This is a genomic window from Alistipes sp. UBA1686, assembly GCF_002320215.1.
Lineage (GTDB): Bacteria > Bacteroidota > Bacteroidia > Bacteroidales > Rikenellaceae > Alistipes > Alistipes onderdonkii.
Genome location: NZ_DCKA01000016.1, coordinates 174,024 through 195,580 on the forward strand (window position 1 = coordinate 174,024; position 21,557 = coordinate 195,580).

At 58.8% G+C, this 21,557-nt stretch carries 20 protein-coding genes; 4 read left to right on the forward strand and 16 right to left on the reverse strand.

Annotated features, from left to right (window positions below):
* Positions 1-80 precede the first annotated feature (80 nt).
* The 6 genes from B3C38_RS07400 to secDF all read right to left on the reverse strand — a co-directional run bounded on the left by B3C38_RS07400 (position 81) and on the right by secDF (position 6,739).
* The gene (locus B3C38_RS07400) at positions 81-731 is read right to left on the reverse strand and encodes an ABC transporter ATP-binding protein (protein ID WP_022332271.1); all 651 of its coding nucleotides are present in this window, start codon (positions 729-731) and stop codon (positions 81-83) included.
* Positions 724-1,809 (reverse strand): hypothetical protein, encoded by a 1,086-nt coding sequence (locus B3C38_RS07405; protein WP_022332272.1) that lies wholly within the window; start codon positions 1,807-1,809, stop codon positions 724-726. Before B3C38_RS07405 ends, B3C38_RS07400 begins: the two co-directional genes overlap by 8 nt.
* Positions 1,791-2,606, reverse strand: coding sequence for a dihydropteroate synthase (gene folP, locus B3C38_RS07410; RefSeq protein ID WP_276791720.1), 816 nt, complete (start codon positions 2,604-2,606; stop codon positions 1,791-1,793). Before folP ends, B3C38_RS07405 begins: the two co-directional genes overlap by 19 nt.
* Before the next feature lie 31 nt (positions 2,607-2,637).
* On the reverse strand, positions 2,638-3,222 hold the full coding sequence (gene coaE, locus B3C38_RS07415) for a dephospho-CoA kinase (protein ID WP_055203152.1): 585 nt from the start codon (positions 3,220-3,222) through the stop codon (positions 2,638-2,640).
* Entirely contained in the window at positions 3,222-3,638 is a 417-nt protein-coding gene (locus B3C38_RS07420) for a hypothetical protein (RefSeq protein ID WP_022332275.1), read from the reverse strand. The genes coaE and B3C38_RS07420 overlap by 1 nt, the downstream gene beginning before the upstream one ends.
* A 74-nt stretch (positions 3,639-3,712) precedes the next feature.
* Complete coding sequence (gene secDF / locus B3C38_RS07425) at positions 3,713-6,739, reverse strand: protein translocase subunit SecDF (protein ID WP_286726479.1); 3,027 nt, start codon at positions 6,737-6,739, stop codon at positions 3,713-3,715.
* Positions 6,740-6,886: 147 nt separating this feature from the next.
* Here secDF and B3C38_RS07430 point away from each other — a divergent pair, with 147 nt between their 5' ends.
* A complete protein-coding gene (locus tag B3C38_RS07430) occupies positions 6,887-7,765 on the forward strand; it encodes a DMT family transporter (protein ID WP_055203059.1) in 879 nt (292 codons plus the stop codon).
* Positions 7,766-7,856: 91 nt separating this feature from the next.
* Here the strand turns inward: B3C38_RS07430 and dnaK are convergent, their stop codons facing one another.
* From dnaK to ruvA, 5 genes are all read right to left on the reverse strand, one after another.
* Positions 7,857-9,782: a molecular chaperone DnaK gene (gene dnaK / locus B3C38_RS07435; RefSeq protein WP_286726483.1), complete on the reverse strand. Its 1,926-nt coding sequence runs from the start codon at positions 9,780-9,782 to the stop codon at positions 7,857-7,859.
* Positions 9,783-10,240: 458 nt separating this feature from the next.
* Positions 10,241-10,486, reverse strand: coding sequence for a hypothetical protein (locus B3C38_RS07440; protein ID WP_018697335.1), 246 nt, complete (start codon positions 10,484-10,486; stop codon positions 10,241-10,243).
* Between the two features lie 172 nt (positions 10,487-10,658).
* Positions 10,659-12,230, reverse strand: coding sequence for an FKBP-type peptidyl-prolyl cis-trans isomerase (locus B3C38_RS07445; RefSeq protein WP_141405556.1), 1,572 nt, complete (start codon positions 12,228-12,230; stop codon positions 10,659-10,661).
* Positions 12,231-12,257: 27 nt separating this feature from the next.
* Entirely contained in the window at positions 12,258-12,926 is a 669-nt protein-coding gene (locus B3C38_RS07450) for an FKBP-type peptidyl-prolyl cis-trans isomerase (RefSeq protein ID WP_117508420.1), read from the reverse strand.
* Positions 12,927-13,325: 399 nt separating this feature from the next.
* Positions 13,326-13,910, reverse strand: coding sequence for a Holliday junction branch migration protein RuvA (gene ruvA, locus B3C38_RS07455; RefSeq protein WP_022332282.1), 585 nt, complete (start codon positions 13,908-13,910; stop codon positions 13,326-13,328).
* Positions 13,911-14,009: 99 nt separating this feature from the next.
* Between ruvA and B3C38_RS07460 the strand changes: the two genes are divergently transcribed.
* From B3C38_RS07460 to B3C38_RS07470, 3 genes are all read left to right on the forward strand, one after another.
* Positions 14,010-14,591 carry an OmpH family outer membrane protein gene (locus B3C38_RS07460; protein WP_055212156.1) on the forward strand — a complete coding sequence of 194 codons (582 nt, stop codon included), beginning with the start codon at positions 14,010-14,012 and terminating at the stop codon, positions 14,589-14,591.
* A gap of 223 nt (positions 14,592-14,814) precedes the next feature.
* The gene (gene cdaA, locus B3C38_RS07465; protein WP_022332284.1) at positions 14,815-15,615 is read left to right on the forward strand and encodes a diadenylate cyclase CdaA; all 801 of its coding nucleotides are present in this window, start codon (positions 14,815-14,817) and stop codon (positions 15,613-15,615) included.
* 305 nt (positions 15,616-15,920) lie between these two features.
* Entirely contained in the window at positions 15,921-16,451 is a 531-nt protein-coding gene (locus B3C38_RS07470; RefSeq protein WP_237957827.1) for a GNAT family N-acetyltransferase, read from the forward strand.
* Positions 16,452-16,683: 232 nt separating this feature from the next.
* Here the strand turns inward: B3C38_RS07470 and B3C38_RS07475 are convergent, their stop codons facing one another.
* From B3C38_RS07475 to B3C38_RS07495, 5 genes are all read right to left on the reverse strand, one after another.
* Complete coding sequence (locus tag B3C38_RS07475; protein ID WP_286726487.1) at positions 16,684-18,918, reverse strand: glycoside hydrolase family 3 C-terminal domain-containing protein; 2,235 nt, start codon at positions 18,916-18,918, stop codon at positions 16,684-16,686.
* Positions 18,919-19,557: 639 nt separating this feature from the next.
* Positions 19,558-19,932 carry a preprotein translocase subunit SecG gene (gene secG / locus B3C38_RS07480; protein ID WP_018696927.1) on the reverse strand — a complete coding sequence of 125 codons (375 nt, stop codon included), beginning with the start codon at positions 19,930-19,932 and terminating at the stop codon, positions 19,558-19,560.
* Positions 19,933-19,943: 11 nt separating this feature from the next.
* The gene (locus B3C38_RS07485; RefSeq protein WP_022333790.1) at positions 19,944-20,432 is read right to left on the reverse strand and encodes a hypothetical protein; all 489 of its coding nucleotides are present in this window, start codon (positions 20,430-20,432) and stop codon (positions 19,944-19,946) included.
* A gap of 12 nt (positions 20,433-20,444) precedes the next feature.
* Complete coding sequence (lptE, locus tag B3C38_RS07490) at positions 20,445-20,954, reverse strand: LptE family protein (RefSeq protein ID WP_237957785.1); 510 nt, start codon at positions 20,952-20,954, stop codon at positions 20,445-20,447.
* 137 nt (positions 20,955-21,091) lie between these two features.
* Positions 21,092-21,535 (reverse strand): hypothetical protein, encoded by a 444-nt coding sequence (locus B3C38_RS07495; RefSeq protein WP_055203069.1) that lies wholly within the window; start codon positions 21,533-21,535, stop codon positions 21,092-21,094.
* Positions 21,536-21,557: the final 22 nt, after the last annotated feature.

Genomic DNA, 21,557 nt, shown 5'->3' on the forward strand with positions numbered 1-21,557 from the left:
CCGGATACCGGAAGCGATGTCAGACGGCAGGGCACCCGGGGAACCCGTACGGCGCCGCGAACCGCCCACCGGGCGCAGCCTTACAGAATCCGGCCGTCGGACATCGTGATGCGGCGGTCGGCCATGGCGGCGAGGTGTTCGTCGTGGGTCACGATCACGATGGTCTGCCCCAGCCGGTCGCGCAGCTCGAAAAAAAGACGGTGTATCTCGTCGCGGTTGTGCGTATCGAGGTTGCCCGAGGGTTCGTCGGCCAGCAGCACGGCGGGGGAATTGATCAGGGCCCGGGCGATGGCCACGCGCTGCTGCTCGCCGCCGGAAAGCTGGCCGGGCTTATGGTCGCGGCGCCCGGCGAGACCCATCATTTCCAGCAGCTCCGCGGCGCGGCCTTCGACCTCCGCACGGGGGTGCTTGCCGATCAGTCCCGGGATGCAGACGTTCTCGAAGGCCGTGAACTCGGGCAGCAGGTGGTGGAACTGGAACACGAAACCGATGCGTCCGTTGCGGAATCGGGACAACGTCTTATCGCCCAGCGAAAAAACATCCTGCCCGTCGATTTCGACCCGTCCGCCGTCGGGCCGCGAAAGCGTACCCACGATCTGCAACAGCGTGGTCTTGCCGGCGCCGCTGGCACCGACGATCGAAACGACCTCGCCCCGGGCGACGTCGAGAGAAACGCCTTTCAGCACTTCGAGGTCGCCGAAGCGCTTGTGTATATCGGTAACTTTAATCATCGGTCGTTTTTTTATCCAGTTTGTATTTCGCTTCGATCGCCCGTATCGACCGATCGACGTCCGCCAACAATCCTTCGATATATCCCTCCGGGAAATAATAGGGCGCTGTCAGCATGAATTCGGCAAAACACGGCACGGAGAAAATACACTCCCACCGCTCGTACATGTCCCCGGTATAGAAACGCTCCCGCTGTTTCTCGCTGAAGTCCTTGGACATGTCGTTCTGGGCAGTGAGTTTTAACTGGTAGTACATCGAGATATTCTCCTCCAAATCGGCCAGCACGGCGTATCCCTGCGTGACGGCCAGCAGGAAGTCCTTGTCGGACACCGAGGACATCAGGCCGGAATTCTTCAGCACCTCGAAAGCATCCCTGCGCGGATGGAAGAAATGGATCCGCCCGTAAACCGGATCGAAAGAGGCCAGCGTATCGGACGGTATCCGTTTCAGGTCGCGGCGGTTGTCCGTCAAGCGCTTGCAGGCACGCATCTCCCATTGCTGATAGTCCCAGACCTGCATGAAATCCGCGCGGTTGGTTTCCAGTTCGGCATGTACCAGCAGCATTGTCGCACGCACCTCGCGCGCCACGCGCCAGCGTTCGATCAGACCCGAGCCGGCGAACGTAACGACGATGCCGATGATGACCACCGAGAGTTGCAGCGCATAGTCGCGCCATGTCCAGTTGAAAGCGGGCTTCCCGACCGCCGTCCCGTCCGCCGGACGGGAACTCCCGGAGCGGCCGTAATTCCCGCTACGGCTGTCTGCCGTGCGGAGGTTTTGGCGTTCACCGGATCGTCCGCCCCGGGACGCGGATTGCCTTGCGCCGCGGTGCTCGCCGCCCGGACACTCCCGCACCTCGGACTGCCTGCCCGGCCCGCTTTGCGTTTCGGCCTGCGGCTTGTTCTGCGGGCTATCATGCTGCTTGTCCCGCTGTGCGCCCTGCTGCGATCGGTTTTGCTGTCCGCCCTGCGGCCTTCCCCGTCGTCCGTCACGACGCCCGGCAGGTTTTTCCACCCCGTTTTCCGACACCTTTTCCGCAGGCTTCTCCGCCGGATTCCCCGTTATTTTTTCATTTGGCATATCTCTCCGCTGTTTTGTACGTATGCGTTGAAGATCCTCACCGTATCGACGGCTTCCCGCACGTCGTGGACGCGCAGGATCGCGGCGCCCTGGCGCAGGCACTCCCACCCCAGGGCTACGGTACCCGCAAGGGACTGGGCAGGGGTGACGCCGAGCACACGGTAGATCATCGACTTGCGCGAGAGCCCCGCCAGTACGGGATAGCCCAGCGCACAGAGGCGGTGAAGCCCGGCGAGCAGTTCATAATTCTGTTCCGTGGTCTTGGCGAAGCCGAAACCGGGGTCGAGGACGAGATGCTCGCGTGCGATCCCGGCGGCGAGCAACGCGGCAACCCTGGCCTCGAAATAGGCGACGACCTCGGCCGTGATGTCGCGTTTGTAGTCCGTGAGCGACTGCATGGTCTTAGGGTCGCCCTTCATGTGCATGGCGATGTAGGGCACCCCGTATTTCGCCGCGACGGCAGGCATGGCGGGGTCGAGTTCCCCGGCAGAAATGTCGTTGATGATCAGGGGGCCGAACCTTTCGATCGCCCGGGCAGCGACCTCGCTGCGGAACGTATCGACCGAAACGGCCATGCCGGGAGCCAGCCGCCGCACGGCCTCCACGCCCAGCTCCACGCGCCGCCACTCCTCCCCGGGGGATACTTCGTCCGCCCCGGGACGCGACGAGTAGCCGCCGACGTCGATGATCGACGCCCCTTCGGCTACGGCCTCGCGCACGCGGCGCTCGACATGCGGCGCATCGGGCATACGGCTGCCGGCGAAAAACGAGTCGGGGGTGACGTTCAGGATCGCCATCACCCGGGGCTGTGAGAAATCGAACAAGGGGTTATTTGCTGCCATGGCTGAAAATCCGGTCGAGTTTAACAACTGCGGGTTCGAGGTCTTCCTCGAAGATATTGACCACCACATAGTCTGCGCGGGCGCTCAGCGCATCATCGTCGAGCTGAGCGGCGATGCGGCGCACGACCTGGTCGGCCCCGCACCCGTCGCGGCGGCAGGTGCGCTCGATGCGCAGTTCGCGCGGCGCGAGGACGGCGACCGTCTTGTCGACACTGCCCTCGAGCCCGGCTTCGAACAGGATGGCGCTTTCGAGGATCACGTAGCTACCCTCCTGCCGCGCCGCCCAGGCATCGAAATCACGCATAACGACCGGATGCACCAATGCATTGAGGTCAGCCAGCGCCTGCGGGTCGGCAAAGACGATGCCCGCGAGGTAAGCCCGGTCGAGCTGCCCGTCGCGGAAAGTCCCCTCGCCGAAGCGACCGGCAAGCTGCCGCCGCAGCGCCCCATCCTCCTGCATCAGCCTTTTGGCCGCAGCGTCCGAATCGTAAACCGCAATGCCCTTCTGTGCAAAAAGGCGGCAGACAGTGCTCTTGCCGCTGCCGATGCCGCCCGTAACTCCTACTTTCATCATTCCTGTCCGTCGGGAAAATCTATCTCGGGAACCGCGTCGATAGAGGTTATCTTAATATCGCTGAATTTCACGGAAATCGCATTCTGCAACGACTGCGGATCGATGATGATCCGCCCCTCGTGCCCCTCCTCGCGCGAGCGCTTGTACTTGAGCGCCGAGAGCGGGATGCGCAGCGTCTTGTTCATGTAGACCTGGTAACCGAACAGGTTGGTACCGACCCCCTCGACGGTACACGTCACATCGAAAACCTGCCCGTCGACATCCACACGCACCTTCTGTTCGGTGGTGTAGATATAACTCAGTTTGGCGATATACCACAGGATGAACGACGCCATGAGCAGCGCCAAAAAGACCGGCGAGACATAGCGGTGCATCCACTTCAGCAAACTATCTATTGCACGTTGGAGTTCCATGACGCAAAGTTAAAAATAAAATGGACTGCACCAACCGTGCAATCCATTTTATTTACGTATAAGAAATAGGTGTATTACTCCTTGTCGATCTTGGCACGCTTGGCCATCAGGTCGTAAGCGACCGGCGTAGCGATGAAAATCGTAGCCACAGTACCCACGATGACGCCGACCGTCAGGGCGAAGATGAAGCCGCGGATGGTCTCGCCGCCGAAGAAGAAGATGGCGAGCAGCGTCACGAGCGTCGTACCCGAGGTGTTGATCGTACGCGACAGCGTCGAGTTGATGGCGTTGTTCACGTTATCCTTGAGATTGCGCTTGGGATAGAGGCCCAGGTACTCGCGGATACGGTCGAAGACGACCACCGTATCGTTGATGGCATAGCCGATGATCGTAAGGATCGCGGCGATGAACGCCTGGTTGACCTCCAGGTTGAAGGGCACGAAACCGTAGAGCATCGAGAAGAGGCCGATGATGAACAGCGCGTTGACGGCCAGTGCGAGCGTGGCGCCCGATGCCCACTGCCAGCGCTTGAAGCGGAACGTGATGTAGAGGCCGATGGCGATGAGCGAGAACAACACCGAGTAGATGGCGTTCCAGGTCATGTCCTTGGCGATCGAAGGGCCGATCTTGTCGGCAGTGAGGATACCGTTGACGTCGGTCTGGGTATTACGGAACTGCTCGAAGGAGATGTCGTACGAATAGAGCGGCTTCAGGGCGTCGAAGATGATCTGCTCCACTTCGGCGGTAGCCTCGTCCGACGTGTCGTCGTAGCGGTACTGCGTCACGATGCGCATCTGGTTCTCGTTGCCGTACTGCTTCACCTCGAAGCTGATCGCCGAAGCGTCGGCACCGGCGTGCTGCGAGAACGCCTCGCCCAGGTTCTGGCGCACCTCCTCGGCCGAAACGGCCTTGTCGAAGCGGATCACATAGGCACGGCCGCCGGTGAACTCGGCACCGAGGTTCAGGCCGCGGGCCACGAACGAGATGCACGAAAGGGCGATCAGCACCACGGCGATCGTATAACCCACCTTGCGCACGCGGATGAAATCGAAATGCGTGTTGTTCAGGAAGTTCTCCGACCACTTGCGCGAGAAGGAGATATGTCCCCACCTGGCGACGATCCACTCGATCAGCAGGCGCGTAATGAACACGGCGCTGAAGAACGAAGTGATGATACCGATGATAAGGGTCGTGGCGAAGCCCTGTACGGGGCCGTTACCGAAGATGAAGAGCACGATACCGGTGATGATGGTCGTCAGGTTACCGTCGATGATGGCCGAGTAGGCTTTCGAGAAACCGTCCTTGATGGCCAGCGAGAGCCCCTTGCCGCCGCGCAGCTCCTCCTTGATACGTTCGTAGATGATGACGTTGGCATCGACGGCCATACCCATCGTCAGGACGATACCCGCGATACCCGGCAGCGTCAGCACGGCGCCGAACGACACCAAGACGCCCATCAGCAGGAAGACGTTGGTCAGCAGGGCGACGTCGGACATCCAGCCTGCGGTCTTGTAGAACAGGCCCATGTAGAGCAGCACGAGGATGAAGGCGATCACGAACGAGAGCATACCCGCGTTGATCGACTCCTGACCCAGCGAGGGGCCCACGACGGTATCCTGAATGATCTTGGCCGGAGCGGGAACCTTACCCGAGTTGAGTACGTTGGCAAGGTCTTTCGCCTCCTGAATCGTGAAGTCGCCCGTGATCTGCGAGGAACCCTTGTCGATCTTGGTGTTCACGCGGGGTGCGGAATATACGTACCCGTCGAGGACGATGGCGATGCATTTGCCGATGTTCTCGCCCGTCAGACGCGCCCACTCCTGCGTACCCTCGCCGTTCATGGTCATCGACACCTCGGCCGTAGCGCCGCGCTGGGCGTACTGCTCCGTGGCGCTCGTCACGACCGACCCGTCCAGCGGAGCCTTGCCGTCGGGCGTGGAAACCTTGATGGCATAAAGGTAGTAGCGGCCGTCGATCTTATCGTCGCCCTTGACACCCCACTTGAAGTCGATGTCGGCCGGGAAGAGCTCGCGCACCGCAGGGTTCGCCAGGTATTCGTTGACGGCAGCCATGTCGGCCTTATAGGCGGCACCGATGGCGGCCCCACCCGCATAACTAGGGTCGAGCACGGCCAGCAGCGGGTTCTGCGTACGGTCGTAGCGGCCTGCCTCCACCTGCCCGGCAGCGGCAACGGAATCGGCGCCGATCTCGGCGATCAGACCTGCGGCGTCGCCGGAAGCGGTCTGCTCACCGACGGCCTCGGCTTCGGCCGATGCGGTCTCGGGCTGCGTGGCGGCGGGGAGCTCAGCCAGCTCGGCCTTGACGAGCTTATCGGCGGCTGCCAGTGCGGGAAGCACCTCGCGGGCATCGTAGGTCAGCCAGAATTCGAGCGACGCGGTACCCTGCAACAGGTCGCGCACACGCTGCGGCTCCTTCACGCCCGGCAGCTCGACCAGGATGCGGTGCGAGTTGGGCAGACGCATGATGTTGGGCTGCGTAACGCCGAAATGGTCGATACGGCTGCGCAGGACGTTGAACGAAGCGGCGATGGCGGCATCGGTTTCCTTCTTGAGGATTTTCTCGACGTCGGCATCGGAGCTTTCGAGCGTGATGTCCTTGCGGTCGGGGCTGACGAAGATCGCAGCCAGCGAACCGCCGTTCGAAAGGCGCTGGTAGGCCTTCACGAAGTCGGAAATATAGTCTTTCGAGGTGCCGTCCTTCAGGGCCGCGTTGGCCTCGGCGATGGCGCCGACGAAGGCGGGATCGTGCTGGCTGTCGCCGGCGAGCGCCTTGACGACATCCTCGACCTGCACCTCCAGCATGACGTTCATACCGCCCTTGAGGTCGAGACCCAGGTTCAGTTCCTTCTCCTTGCACTCCTTGTAGGTGAACTTCTTGAACCCGAGGTTATAAACACCCAGATTCTGAACCGAATCGAGGTAATGCTGTTCGGCCTCGCCCTGCTGGTCGAGGGGGAACTGTGCGGCGTACTCCGACGCCTTCTTCTCTACGCTCCGCGTCTTGAACGTGAAGGAGAGCTGGTAAACACACGCAAGCGCCAAAAGGACTGCGAGTAATTTAATAGCACCTTTACTTTGCATTTGAGTTGAAAAATTTTGTTATTATCTGTTGTAATTATTGTCATTACGCATAATAGCACGCAAAGATAGGAAAAAAGAATTGAAAATCGGAAATAACGAATTAAGATTTGCGTCGGGAAGATAAAAAAACTGTAATTTTGAAGCCGTATGATAAAATATACGGAGTACAAATACCACCTTGCGGCGCTCTTCAGCGTGGCAGTATGGGGAGCGACGTTCGTTTCGACGAAGGTGCTCATCGCCAATTCGCTGACCCCGGCGGAGATATTCCTGCTGCGGTTCGCCATGGCCTACATCTGCATCTGGCCCCTGTCCGGCAGGCGGTTGTGGGCATCGGGATGGCGCGACGAGCTGACGCTCTCGGTGGCCGGAATCACGGGCGGCTCGCTCTATTTCCTGACCGAAAACATGGCGCTGGAATACGCCCCGGCGTCGAACGTCTCGCTGATCGTCTGCACGGCGCCCGTATGGACGGCCGTACTGCTGAGCCTGCTCTACCGCGGCGAACGGATGACGCGGCGGCAGGCCGTGGGTTCTGCGCTGGCGTTCGCAGGCATGGTGCTGGTCGTCCTCAACGGACGCTTCGTGCTCCGGCTCTCTCCCCGAGGCGACATGCTGGCATTGTCGGCGGCGCTGCTGTGGATGGTCTATTCGCTGGTCATCAAACGCATCGGCGGCCGCTACCCTGCCGTCTTCATCACCCGCAAGGTATTCTTTTACGGGCTGCTGACCATCCTGCCGGTATTCGTTTTCCAGCCTTTTTCGATCACTTCAGAGGTGTTGGCCCGCCCCGCCGTGTGGGGCAACCTGCTGTTCCTGGGGATCGTAGCCTCGATGCTCTGCTATGTCCTGTGGAACGCCGCGATGCACAGACTGGGAGCCGTGCGCACGACCAACTACATCTATTTCAACCCGTTGGTGACGATCATCACGGCGGCGGCCTGCATCGGCGAGCGCATCACCCCCGCGGCACTGGCAGGCGCGGCACTGATCCTCTACGGCATGTGGCGGGCGGAACGGGGATAGGCAAAAAAAGGTGCGACCCGGAAAACCGGATCGCACCCCTGGGAATTTATATGAAAGCCTTGCGGCTGAAGTGCCCCGAACACTTCGCGTATTACTTCACCTCTTCGAACTCAACATCCTCGGGCTGAGAGCTGTCGCCGCCATTCGATGCGCCGCCGGCATTGGCCTGCGACTGCGACTGGCCGGCATCGGCCCCGGGCTGTGCGCCCTGCGCCTGCTGCTGTGCGTAGATGTCCTGCGATGCAGCCTGCCATGCGGCGTTCAGCTCGGCGATGGCCGTGTCGATGGCCGCCACGTCGGCGTTCTTGTGCGCCTCCTTCAGCTTGGCCAGCGCACCCTCGATCGCGGACTTCTTGTCGGCGGGGAGTTTGTCGCCATACTCCTTGAGCTGCTTCTCCGTGGCAAAGATGTTCGAGTCGGCGGCGTTGATCTTGTCGATACGCTCCTTCTCCTGCTTGTCCTTGGCCTCGTTGGCCTTGGCCTCGTCGCGCATACGCTGGATCTCCTGCTCGGTAAGGCCCGAAGAAGCCTCGATACGGATCTTCTGCTCCTTGCCCGTACCCTTGTCCTTGGCCGAGACGTTCAGAATACCGTTGGCGTCGATATCGAACGTCACCTCGATCTGCGGCACACCGCGCGGAGCAGCAGGAATGCCGTCCAGGTGGAAGCGGCCGATCGACTTGTTGTCGCGGGCCAGCGGACGTTCGCCCTGGCAGACGTTGATCTCGACCGAAGGCTGGTTATCGGCAGCCGTGGAGAAGGTCTCCGACTTGCGGGTCGGGATCGTGGTGTTGGCGTCGATGAGCTTGGTCATCACACCGCCCAAGGTCTCGATACCCAGCGACAGCGGCGTAACGTCGAGCAGCAGCACGTCCTTCACCTCGCCCGTGAGCACACCGCCCTGGATAGCGGCGCCTACGGCCACCACTTCGTCGGGGTTCACGCTCTTGTTGGGCGTGCGGCCGAAGAACTCCTCGACGATCTTCTGGATCGCGGGGATACGGGTCGAACCGCCGACGAGGATCACCTCGTTGATCTGCGAAGCGTCGAGGCCCGCGTCGCGCAAAGCGAGTTTGCAAGGCTCGATGGTCTTGCGGATCAGATGGTCGCACAACTGCTCGAACTTGGCACGCGTGAGCGACATAACAAGGTGCTGCGGAATGCCGTTGACGGGCATGATGTACGGCAGGTTGATCTCCGTGGAGGTCGAGGACGAAAGTTCGATCTTCGCCTTCTCGGCAGCTTCCTTCAGACGCTGCAAGGCCATCGGATCCTGGCGCAGGTCGATCTGGTGCTCGGCCTTGAACGCCTCGGCCATGTAGTCGATCAGCACGTGGTCGAAGTCGTCGCCGCCCAGGTGGGTATCGCCGTTGGTCGACTTCACTTCGAAGACGCCGTCGCCCAGCTCGAGGATCGAAATATCGAACGTACCGCCGCCGAGGTCATACACGGCGATCTTCATATCGCTGCTCTTCTTGTCCATACCGTAGGCCAGTGCGGCTGCGGTAGGCTCGTTGATAATACGGCGCACCTTCAGCCCGGCGATCTCGCCAGCCTCCTTCGTAGCCTGGCGCTGCGAGTCGGAGAAATAGGCGGGAACCGTGATGACGGCCTCCGTAACCTCCTGTCCGAGGTAGTCTTCGGCCGTCTTCTTCATCTTCTGCAGGATGATGGCCGAAATCTCCTGCGGCGTATACTGGCGGCCGTCGATATCGACGCGCGGGGTGTTGTTGTCACCCTTGACGATCGGATAGGGGGCACGCTCTATATCGGCCGTAACCTGATCGTAGCGCTCGCCCATGAAACGCTTGATCGAAAAGACCGTACGTTTGGGGTTGGTGATGGCCTGACGCTTAGCCGGGTCACCCACCTTGCGCTCGCCGTCCGCCGTGAAAGCCACCACAGACGGGGTCGTGCGGTGTCCCTCGGAGTTGGGAATAACCACGGGCTCGTTGCCCTCCATCACTGCTACGCAGGAGTTCGTAGTACCTAAGTCAATACCAATAATTTTTGCCATAATCGTATATAAGTTTAATGATATTTTTTACGTTGCCCTGTGCCCCGCCCCTTCGCCCTGCGGTTCCGGTGGCCGGTCACGCCAGTAGATCGAACAAAGGTTGTACCAAACGGCAATCCCTGCCAAATTGTCAGCATAATGGCAGAATTTCCCCGTACGACCGTCCCGGCAACTGCGCCCAGGGTGTTATTTTGGCAGAAAGGCCGGGGAGGAACGGGAGGTGCAAAGCAGGAAGGCAAGCAACCGGGCAGCGGACGAAGGCATACGGCAGCGACACGGGCAATCAGCAGGGGCGTCGGACAAGGACGGGGAAAGGAACAGCCGGGAAAAGAAGGGCAGTCGGGGAAAGAAAGGGTTGCCGGAAAAACAAGGGGCGCCGGAAAATAGAGCGAAAAAAACAGGCCTGCGTTTTCGCAGGCCCTACGACCCGGCCCGAAGGCCGGACTAACTCTTAACAACTATTTGTTCTGGTCGCCAAGGATACGCATTGCAACATCGAGGATCGTCGTGTCGTCCAGTGTAACGACTCCACCGTCCGGGCCCGGTTCGAAATGAACCCCCACGCACTCCTTAGCCTCGTGCTTGCCCCCGAAATAATTGCGGACGGTTTCTACGTCGAGTCCCAGTTCATCTGCAATGCGTTGCGAGCTGCCGCTGGGCAACCTGTCCTTGATACGGCGCAACTCGTTAAATGTGATAATCATATCCGTTGAATTTTAAGTTGAAGTTCTGCATCACTAAGTTAATACAATTTTGCGGAACTGCAAAATTTCTGCCTTAAAAAGTGAAATAAAAACGTAACAAGAACGGAACATAAATAAAACCGCCCCTTCTATTGCGAAAGGACGGTTTTTCCACACCGGCAGCGAAGCCGGATCAATCTTCCGGTTCGATGTAAAGCTGGAAAATAAGGGGCGTGAACGACGGGATCTCGGTGGTGATGGTCGTCACGGTGGTACCCGTGCTGGAACTGTCGTAGCCGGAGCCGTACATGCTGTCGTAGTAACCGCCGTAGTAGCTGCCGTAATAGCCGCCGTAGTAACCGCCGTAGTATCCGCCGCTGCCGTAGTAGCTATTGGCGTAATTGAGGTAGTTGAGATAATCGAGGTAGCTCGACGAATAACCGCTCGACCCCGAAGTGGACGAACTCGACGAGCCGCTCTTGCCCGACGAACCGTAGGCGTTGGTCGACGTGGTGATGAGCTCCGCCCACTGGCCGAACTTGAGGTTGGGGATGGCGTAGTAGAACGCCTGGATCATCCCGCCGCTCGACGGGGTGTATTCGAGCGCCGTACCCGTTTGCGCGACCTCGCCGTAGATGATCTTCTTCACCTCGTCGATGTTCGTGTCGAAGATGAACCCGTCGAGGAAACGGCCGATATACCAGATTTTGGCCGTGCCTTCGAGCGTCACGGAGTCGGCTTCGAGCGTCTTGACCCCCTCATACTTCTCGTAATCGTCACCCTCGCCGTGGAAACGTTTTTTGAGTGCCTCGGCGATCTGCATGTCGATATCCCTGACCGAAGCTTCGCTGACATAGGGCTCGTAGCCCACGTGGTAAGGCGCAGGGAAGGAGAGCTGATCCCCGGGCTCGGCCGGGTTGTAGCGCACGTTGACATAGACCTGGGGGATCGAGTCGCAGGCGCTGACCCAGCGCTTGGAAGTCTCGCTGTAGGGGTGTTCGGGATCCTCGGGGTCTTCCGGCACCTCCGTGGCGGGCGTGTCGTCGTCGCCCTTGCTGTAAATCTGCAGGCCGCCGTTCAGTTCGCAGAAGTCATCCACATCGGTACCCTCGCGTTCGAGCGGGTTGCTGACCGTGTCGCGGATCTCCATGGTCACGATGAACGGGCGTTTGGAACTGAGCGAATAACCTTCCTGCCCCTCATATCCGCCCGTACCCTCGACGCCGTTGCCGACCACCGACGAAGGCATGTAGAGCCGGATTTTCGAGCCGTAGCGCAGCGTCACCTCGGGGGAGGTGATGCCCAGCCGGTCTTTGTTATTCCGGAAATAGGTATCGCCGAGCGTCAGCGTACGGCGCATGGCCAGCCACGTCCCTTCCATCAGTCCTGAGTTTTCCGAGCCGCAGTAGCGGTAGAAAGGCACATAGTGGGTATACTTGGAGAAAGACCCGGCCAGCACGGCATCGTCGGCATTGCGCGTGAGGATGATGTTGCCGCTCAAATCGCGCCCCGAAAAATCGAAAGACACCCAGATGTCCTCGGTGTTGATCGGATCGGACGCAAGGTCGCCCGCATCGAGCAGGTCGATATAGTACAGCCCTTCGGACTGGAGGTTCTCCACCAGGTCGCTGCGGTGCTGGGTCATCCATGCCTCGAGCGCCTGGTTCTCGAATTTGTCGTAAGATTCCGTTTCTTCTTTCGCGCAGGACGTCAGCACCAGTAGGCCGGCGAGCGGCACGTACAGAAAACGAGCGATAAATTTCATATGTTCGGTTTGTATTTTACTCAACATTTAATTCGCCGGTTCCACGGGGCCGCCCGGATTCTCCGGGTCGACCGGGTCGACCGGATCCACTGCATCCACCGTAAAAAACCAGGCTATGGGACTCTCCTTCGGGATAATGCCGAAATAGTCGTCGCCATAGGCCATATTGTATGTCATATACACCTCGACGGCATCGCCCTCGCGGCAACCAAGTAACGCATCGGCCATCCCTTTTATTATACCGGGGTGTCGCATATCCACCGTCAGCGGCTCGAACGTCCACCATTCGGTATTGAGCCCCCGCCCTTCCAGAAAACTTTTCAGGGCGGCATCGTTCGTATAATAAGGTACGGTCCAGTTATTTTCCGAACCCGTCGTCACGATATTCGCATAGGTGAAGACATAGGCGCGGAAGGTAATCTTCACGGTCGAGGTCGGGGTTACCTCCGGCCAGTTGACCCGGTCGGGATTGTAGATATCGGTAATGTAGCGGTATACGGCATCGCCTGAAACCGTGTAGTAGGGCTGGTTGCTGCCCTCCTCCAGGTTCTCCTCGGCGACGAGCCGGGGGGCGTGCGTCCCGGTCAGGAAAGAGACTATCTTCTCCTTCTGCGCGGGCTGGATGTCTTCGTCGTCGGAACAGCCGGCCAGCGACACGAGCGCAGCGGATAGGCATATGATCAATAGTCTTTTCATCGTCGTATTATCGTGCAAATTTACAAAAACAATCCGATTTCAAAGCATGAAACGTAAAAAAAGCCCCGGTTAGCGTGCCGGGGACAAAAAAAAGACGGCTTCAGCCGTCATAAATCTCTTTCTGCAATCAGCGGTAATAGTCTTTCCGCGGGTTTTTAAGCCGCTGGAGCCGCCGTTGCTTCAGTACATAGATCCCTATTGCGACGGCGACGGCACCACAAACGATGCAGAGCAAGAGGATAATAAATCCAAGTGGGAGCGCCTCTTCCATTTAGCAAGCAAGTTTAACAAATATTACGGCGTATAAAAATACGATGCCGCAAATGTATAGCAAATAATCTGCCCTGCCAAATTGTGGGGGGGGGATTTTTTACACTTTTATTGATAAAAAAAGCTTTTTCATAGGATTTTTAAGGCCATTCGCACCAAATCCTCGACCGAAACGGCCGGATTATCACGCATGATGCCGCGCAACGCCTTCTCGGCCGGAGCCTTAGCGAATCCCAGCATGACCAGCGCCGAAAGCGCCTCGTCAAGCGCCTCCCCGCCTGCGGACGGGATCGCCTGAGTATCGCCCTCGGCCAGTCCGGTGAGCTTGCCGCTCAGTTCGACGATGATTTTCTGGGCGGTTTTCAGCCCCAGACCCTTGACGTTTTTGAGCAGTACGGCATTGCCCGAGGTGATGATCCCCTGCAACTCGCGCGGCGAATAGGTCGAAAGAATCATACGCGCCGTATTGCCCCCCACGCCCGAAACGCTGATCAGATGGCGGAAGAATTCGCGTTCGACTTTCGTCGCGAAACCATACAGGATCTGGGCGTCTTCACGCACGATGTAGTGCACGTACAGACGGGCGTTTTGCGCATGTTCGACGGCCGAAAATGTTTCGAGCGAGATATGGAGGTAGTAACCGACACCTCCGGCGTCGATGACCGCATATGCCGGGGTCGCCTCGGCGACCGTTCCGCTGATGTATTCGTACATGAAATTCAAAATTTACAAGGCGTGGGGCAAAAATAAAGATTTTTTTTTACCTTTGTGATTCAAAAGCCGAATATTTAACTAAAACAGATAAAAAACGACATGAAAAAAATGCTTTTTACGGCGCTCGTTGCGGCTTGCGCCATGACAGCCTGCGGTACGAAGACCACCGAGACGGCCGCCGAGGAGGAGGTTGCCCGCGAAGTCGGATCAAGCGATATCGCTTATGTGCAGGTTGAAGCCGTACTGGCACAATGCGACCTTTTCCTGAATGAAGGCGCAGCCCTGCAGGAAAAGACCCAGAAAGCACAGAAAAGCTGGGCCCAGAAAGAGCAGAACCTGCAGGCCGAAGCCGCCCAGCTGCAGGAAAAATACCAGAAAGGGCTGATTACCACCAACGATGCACAGGCCCAGCAGCAGAGCATCGAAAAGCGTGTGGCTTCGTACCAGAGTTCCGCACAGAAAGAGGCCCAGGCGCTCGACGAAGAGAACTACGTGTTCACCAACCGTGCGCAGGATCTGTTGCACCGCGCCGTGCAGGAGATCAACGGCGACAAGAAATACAAGCTCATCATCAACGCCACGGCACTGATCGACGCCGATTCGACGCTCAACATCACGCCCGCCGTGCTTGCGAAGGTCAACGAGCTCTACGCAGCGGACAAGAAAGCCGTCAAGAAATAAGGGAGTGTGCGTTGCCCTCCCCGCCGAGCCGTCCCGATCCGGGGCGGCTTTTTTTTCGGGCGGCAGAGCAGGCAACATGCTGCGACGGGCGACGGCTGGCACACCAGGTAACGGGCGGTAGTACGCAGGCGGCGGGCAACCGGGAGACATAATCGGAGCGCAAAAGCGGAATGTCCGTAATTTTTTATACATTTGCAGGCAAACTAACAGCAACACACAAGCAATGGGTTTCGTTCCGTTCACATTCGTCGATTTCATAGACATCATCCTGGTCGCCGTGATCATGTACTGGATCTACCGCATGACCAAAGGTACCAACGCGCCCTATATCCTCTCGGGGATCATCGCCATCTACCTGCTGTGGGTGGTGGTGCGGACGCTCAACATGGAACTGCTGTCGACGATACTCGGACAGCTGATCTCGGTCGGGGCCATTGCGCTGATCATCGTATTCCAGCCCGAACTGCGGCGGTTTCTGCAGGTGATCGGGATGCGCCAGAAGCACTTCAACTTCATCACCCGCATCTTCTCGACGGGCGACGACACGGTGCAGACCAACGTCGTGCCGATCGTCACGGCCTGCCGCGAAATGTCGGAAACGAAAACCGGTGCGCTGATCGTCATCGGCCAGCAGAGCGACCTGCGGCTGATCGCCGAGGGCGGCATCGCCCTCGACGCCAAGGTTTCGACGTCGTTGTTAAAAAATATATTTTTCAAGAACGCCCCCCTGCACGACGGAGCCGTACTGATCGAAGGCGACCGCATCGTGGCCGCAAAGTGCATCCTGCCGGTGACGCAGAGCGACGTCCCGAAATCCTACGGCACCCGCCACCGCGCCGCGATCGGCATGAGCGAGATATCGGACGCCATCATCATCGTCGTTTCGGAGGAGACGGGCGGCATCTCGATCGCGCAGGGCGGGGAGCTCCGCCGCGACATCGACCCCGTGCGCCTGCAGCAGACCCTGCAACGCTACCTGACGATCAACACCCGCAAACGCTCGAAAAAAGAGGTGGCCGAGTAAGGCCGGAGCCGGGGAGGGGCAGCAGAGCCTCAAAAACAGCGGCAAAGCCGACGGAAGATATACAAACCCGGTCGGATTACCCGGCCAATATCCGGCAAGCGACGACAAAGCCCGGCTGCGGCGACCAAATAACGGTAGGTAACCGGATAACGGCAGGCAGATGACGCTGACGGGAAACAGCGACCGGAAAACAGCAACCGGACGGCACGGCAAAAATCCCGGCAGGCTCAAAACGAAGGTACAGGGTCTGCGCTCGGTTCCGCCTCTATTCGAGACGCAACATTCACATGATAAAGATTAAAACCATGATTTTTCCGGCACAGACATCCCGCCTCGTACTGCGCGCATGGAGGGAGGATGATTTCGACGCATTTGCGGCCATGAACGCAGACCCGCGCGTAATGGAGTATTTCCCCGCCCCGCTGACCCGGGAAGAGTCGGCAACATTCTTCGGGCATATCCGCGAAGAGTTCCAAACGGAAGGGTTCGGGCTTTACGCCGTGGAAAGGATTTCGGACGGGTTGCTGCTCGGCTACACGGGGCTGCACCGCGTGACGTTCGACGGGCTGTGCGGCCAGATCGAGATCGGATGGCGGCTGCGTGCCGACGCCTGGGGCAACGGCTACGCCCCGGAAGCCGCGCAGGCGTGCCTTGCGCTCGCGGCAAAACTCGGCATCGAGGAGGTGATTGCTTTCACCGCCGTCGCCAACCTGCGCTCGCAGCGGGTCATGCAGAAAATCGGCATGGAGTGCGTGGGTCAGTTCAACCACCCAGCCCTGCCGGAGGGGCACCCCCTGCGGCGGCATGTGCTCTACTGGACAGGGATCAAAGGATAGGTTCCGGCAACGGGCGAGCCCCGCAGTTCACGCTGCGGCGGATATCGCAGGGCCGCGAAAGCCCGGCAACGACAACCCCCGCAAACCATCGAGTTTGCGGGGGTTGTTGCTATTTCGGGCACAAGGTAGGAGCCGCCTCAAGGGTGGTGCTCACCGCTGGCAGCGGCCGTAGCCTGTCCGCCGCACCCGCTCATTCCGCAGCGCCGGTTCCGCGACGCCCACGCAGCGGGGATTATTTCAGCACGAAATCGACGGTTCCGCGGATGTCGTCCGACGCGGCGCCGACATAGGCGGTGAATTCACCGGGCTCTGCGACCCAGGCACCTTTCGCATCGTCGTAACATGCGAGCATCCCGGGGTCGATTTCGAACGTGACGGTTCGGCTCTGGCCAGGCGCGAGGTATACCTTTTCGAAGCCCTTGAGCTCCTTCACGGGACGCGGCAGCGACGAGAGTTTGTCGCCGATATAAAGCTGCACGACTTCGGCGCCGGCACGTCCGCCCGTATTGGTCACGTCGGCAGAGACCCGGAGCCTGCCCGTCGTTGCAAGCGACGTGCGATCCGCCCGCACGTTGGCAATGTCGAACGTCGTATAGCTCAGGCCGTGGCCGAAGGCAAACAGGGGTTCGATCCGCTCCTTCTCGATCCAGCGGTAACCGACGAAGATCCCGTCGCGGTAGACGACCTGCCCCTCGCCGGGATACTCCCCGGCGGAGTGGGCGCTGCAATCCTCCAGACGCACCGGGAAGGTGAAGGGCAGTTTACCCGAAGGGTTGACGGCACCGAACAATACGTCGGCCAGCGCATTGCCGGCCTCGGAGCCCGAATACCATGCCTCCAGTACGGCGGGCACGCGGTCGATCCACGGCATCGCCACGGCATTGCCCGAGACGAACACCACGGCAAGGTTGGGGTTGGCTTCGGCCAAAGCCCCGATCACGGCATCCTGTCCGTAAGGCAGCCCGAGTTGCAAACGGTCGGCGCCTTCGGAATCCTGATGGTCGCCCTTGTTCAGGCCGCCGATAAACACCACGGCATCCACCTTGCGGGCTGCGGCGATGGCATCGGCGAGGAGCTGAGCCCCGGAGCGTCCTTCCGAGAGATCCTGTCCGGTCACGACCCCGTTGTAGTCGCCCGTCACGTCGCCGACGTAACCGCGCTCGTAGAGCACCTCGGCCTTGTCGCCGACGGCCGCACGGATACCCTCCAGCGGCGTACACTCGTGTTTCACCTTGAGCGACGAGGAACCGCCGCCGACGGTCATCATCTTCACGGCGTTCTCGCCCACGACAAGCAGTTTCTTCGTTTTCGAAAGGTCGACGGGAAGCACCCCGCCGTCGTTCTTGAGCAGCACCATACCCTCGCCCGCAATGCGGCGTGCCGCGGCATTATGCTCCGGCGAGCAGAGCGACCCGAAGGGTTTGCGGCTGTTCATCGCCGTGCGGAAAATCAGGCGCAGCACGCGGCGGGCCTTGTCGTCGAGCTCCCCGGTACCCACCTCGCCCTTGCGGAGCAGTTCGAGGTAAGGATTCGCCAGGTAGTAATTGCCGTAGGCATTGGTCGCGCCCCAGTTCAGGCCGTCCGTCCATGTGCCGAACTCCATGTCGAGCCCTTTGAAGATGGCCTCGCGCGTATCGTGCACGCCTCCCCAGTCGGATATGACCACGCCGTCGAACGCCCAGTCGCGCTTGAGGATGTCGTTCAGCAGGTATTGGTTGTGGCAGCAATGCTCGCCCTTGTATTTATTGTAGGCGCCCATAATGGCCCAGGCACCGCCCTCTTGCACCGCAGCCTTGAAGGCCGGGAGGTAGATCTCGTGCAGGGCACGGTCGTCGACCACCACGTCGACCTCATGGCGCCGCAGTTCCTGGTTGTTCACGGCAAAGTGCTTCACGCAGGCGGCAACCCCGTTCTGCTGTACCCCCTGCACGTAAGGCACGACCATGCGGGCCGACAGGAAGGGGTCTTCGCCCATATACTCGAAGTTGCGCCCGTTCAGGGGCGTACGGTAGATGTTGACCCCGGGGCCCAGCAGCACGTCCTTATCCCGGTAACGCGCCTCCTCGCCGATGGACTTGCCGTAGAGGGCCGACATTTCGGGGTTCCACGTCGCGGCGAGGCACGTCAGCGCGGGAAATGCCGTGCACGAGTCGTTCGTCCAGCCGGCCTGATCCCACTCGTCCCACAAGACCTCGGGGCGGATGCCGTGCGGGCCGTCGGTGCACCACACTTCGGGGATGCCCAGCCGCGGGACGCCCGCCGACGAGAATTTAGACTGCGCATGCAACAACCTGACCTTCTCTTCGAGCGTCAGGCGCGAAAGGGCGTCCTCGACGCGCTTTTCAAGCGGCTGCGACTCGTCCAGATAGACAGCCACATCGCCCCGGGGTTGCTGGACGCCCGTACAGGCGACCGCCGCGAGGGCACAAAATGCGGCAATGCCTTTTACATAAGTTTTGGTTTTCATTCGGAAATATATTTAAAATAAATATACATATACACGCAATATATTGATTAAAACTCTTGACATACAAAGATAAAAATTATTTTATAACCCACCAAAGATAAAGTTATTTTCAAAGAGTCAAAGCCATTAAAAACATTTATTACGATTCCGAGGCTATCACAGAGGAAAGGGGGGGGCAGAAGCGTGGAACGCGGAGAGGAGGCAAAAAGTGGACACCCCCAGGAAGAGGAGGCCCCAGGAAGAGGCTCGAAGAGGATGCAGTAGTAGGACGGCAAACGAAGATAGCAAAAAAATGAAAGATCGCACCTGAACAAGTTATGCGGAACAAGAAGCACAGGCTGCAAGGGCAAAGCCGGAAAGGAAGGAGGGAGCAAACAGGGACAGACAGGGACAGACGAAAAAACCAAAGGCAGAAGCAGAGGAGGATGGGGGTGGGCAGATGGGGCAGAGAACGGAGAAGAACGGAGAAAATGCGGGGAACACCGGGAACACCGGGAACGCGGGGAACAGGCGGTGGAAGCAGAAAAGACAGGAAATGTATACAGGAAATGCACAATACAAAAAAAAGACCGCGGAATCGCTTCCGCAGTCTTTTGTCTTCTGTTCCCCGTCGTCAGGGGCAGCCTCCGGGATACTACCCTATTCGGCGGGCTGCTCCGCAGGGGTTTCGGCCGGAGCCTGTGCCGGAATCTCGGCCTGGGGCATCGTGGCGGGCGCCTCGGTCTCAAGGACACGCTCCTGAAGTGCCTTGGCGTCCTTCGAAATTTCGCTGTTGCTCTCTGCGACGCGCCCCTTGTCCATGGCGAGCGTAGCCACGAGGCTCAGCACAACGATAGCGATAGCCATCGTCCAAGTGAATTTCTCGAGGAAATCCGAAGTTTCACGCACACCCATGACCTGGTTGGACGCGCCGAAATTGGCGGCCATGCCGCTCTTGGGGTTCTGCACCAATACCGCAAGGATCACCAGAACGCTGGCAATGAGTATCAAGGCAATGCAAATCGTGTATAACATATCGTTGAAATTTAATTATTGTTTTCCAATTTGCCAATTAGCTCGGCAAAGTAAACACTTTTTTCGGGATTTCGCAAACTTAATTTGCGATAAATCGCTATGGCTTTGTCCCGAAGCCCCTGGGCAAGATAGATTTCCGCCAGTTCCTCGCTCACGACCTGGTCGTCGTCGTCCAGCACGGCCTCGGTGCACACCTCCTCCTCGGGTTCGCCGTCGGCGGCCACGATGCGCAGATCCTCCTCGCGCAGGAAACGGTCGATGATGTCGTCGGACGACAGCCGGCACAGGGCATCGGCATCGACCGCAGCCATGCGCAGCGAACTCTGCGCACGCCACGGGGCGGTCACGTCCAGCCGGGGATCGGGCCTGCCCGTGGCGATTTCGCGTACGATACGCGCCAGGTCGAACCACTCGCAGCGCGCGAGCAACGCGTCGAGTTCCGCCTCTGCGGGAAGTTCACCCGCGCCGGACGATGCGATATATTGTTTCAGGTCAGCCATTGCCGCGAAGGTTTACCAGTTCGAAGCCGAAGCCTGGAAAATGTCCGTCACCAGCTTGTCGACGATCTGCGGGATGAGCTCCCCCTCGACTTCGGTCAGCAGACGTGTGGATTCGTAGTCCTCGTAGGACGTGAAAGTCCTGTTCCAGGACTGTTTCTCGTCGAGGGCATTCGTGAAACGCACCTTGATGGTAATCGTCAGGCGGTTCAGCAGGGCGTAATCGTCGCTCGACACCGACGCCGTGGTGGAGGTATAGTTGATGATCTCGCCTTCGAAAGCGAAGTCGCCGCCCTCTTCGACCTGCATCAGGCGGGTACGGCGGGTGAACATGTCGACGAGTGCATCGGTGAGCGTCGAGCTGAGGATGGGCGCAACCATCGTGGCGTTGTTGGGGAAATAGGCCACGCTGAAAGTCCTGGCATCGGGCGGGATCGAGGCGCCCGAGAGCGAATATTTGATGGCCACGCCGCACCCGGTCAGCAGGGCGGCACAGAGGGCCGTGATTGCAAGTTTTATCTTCATCTTAAAAATCATATCGATTGTTCTGGCACCCGCAAGGAAGCCACTTCTTTTTTATTTAAACTTCATTCATCGAAAATACCATCAGAAGGTCATTCGGCTCTTTATCAGCAAAACAACCGCTCGTCGAAATAATGGCACTATTTGAATAAGTAGAATATCTTGTTGGATAATTCATCCGTATATTCGTCTTTAGAAACATCTTTCGGTCGATCAAACTTAATCCAAATAATCGAAAAATCATATTCCCACGCTACTTTCGCTACGGCATTGAACGTATCCGGATTACGCTTCCTACAAGCGCATACAATCACCTGGCACCCCATCTGCACTAATTTTTCCAAATTTACATAAGTGTAGCATATTTGGTCTCCCTGGCTTAAAAATCCTGTAAGCCCGTATTTGGTAATCCCCGTAAGAGAAAAATCGACCACATTGGAAGGAGACGGCAAAGGCCCCCACACCGATGTAACGCCAGAGATTATTTTACTGCCTGCCAATTTATTGAAAGTCTTATTGATTGTCGTTGTTTTTCCTTCATAGGCATCACCCAGAACGGCAATGATATATTTTTGTGGCAGCATAAATAAAATCTATTAAACTTGC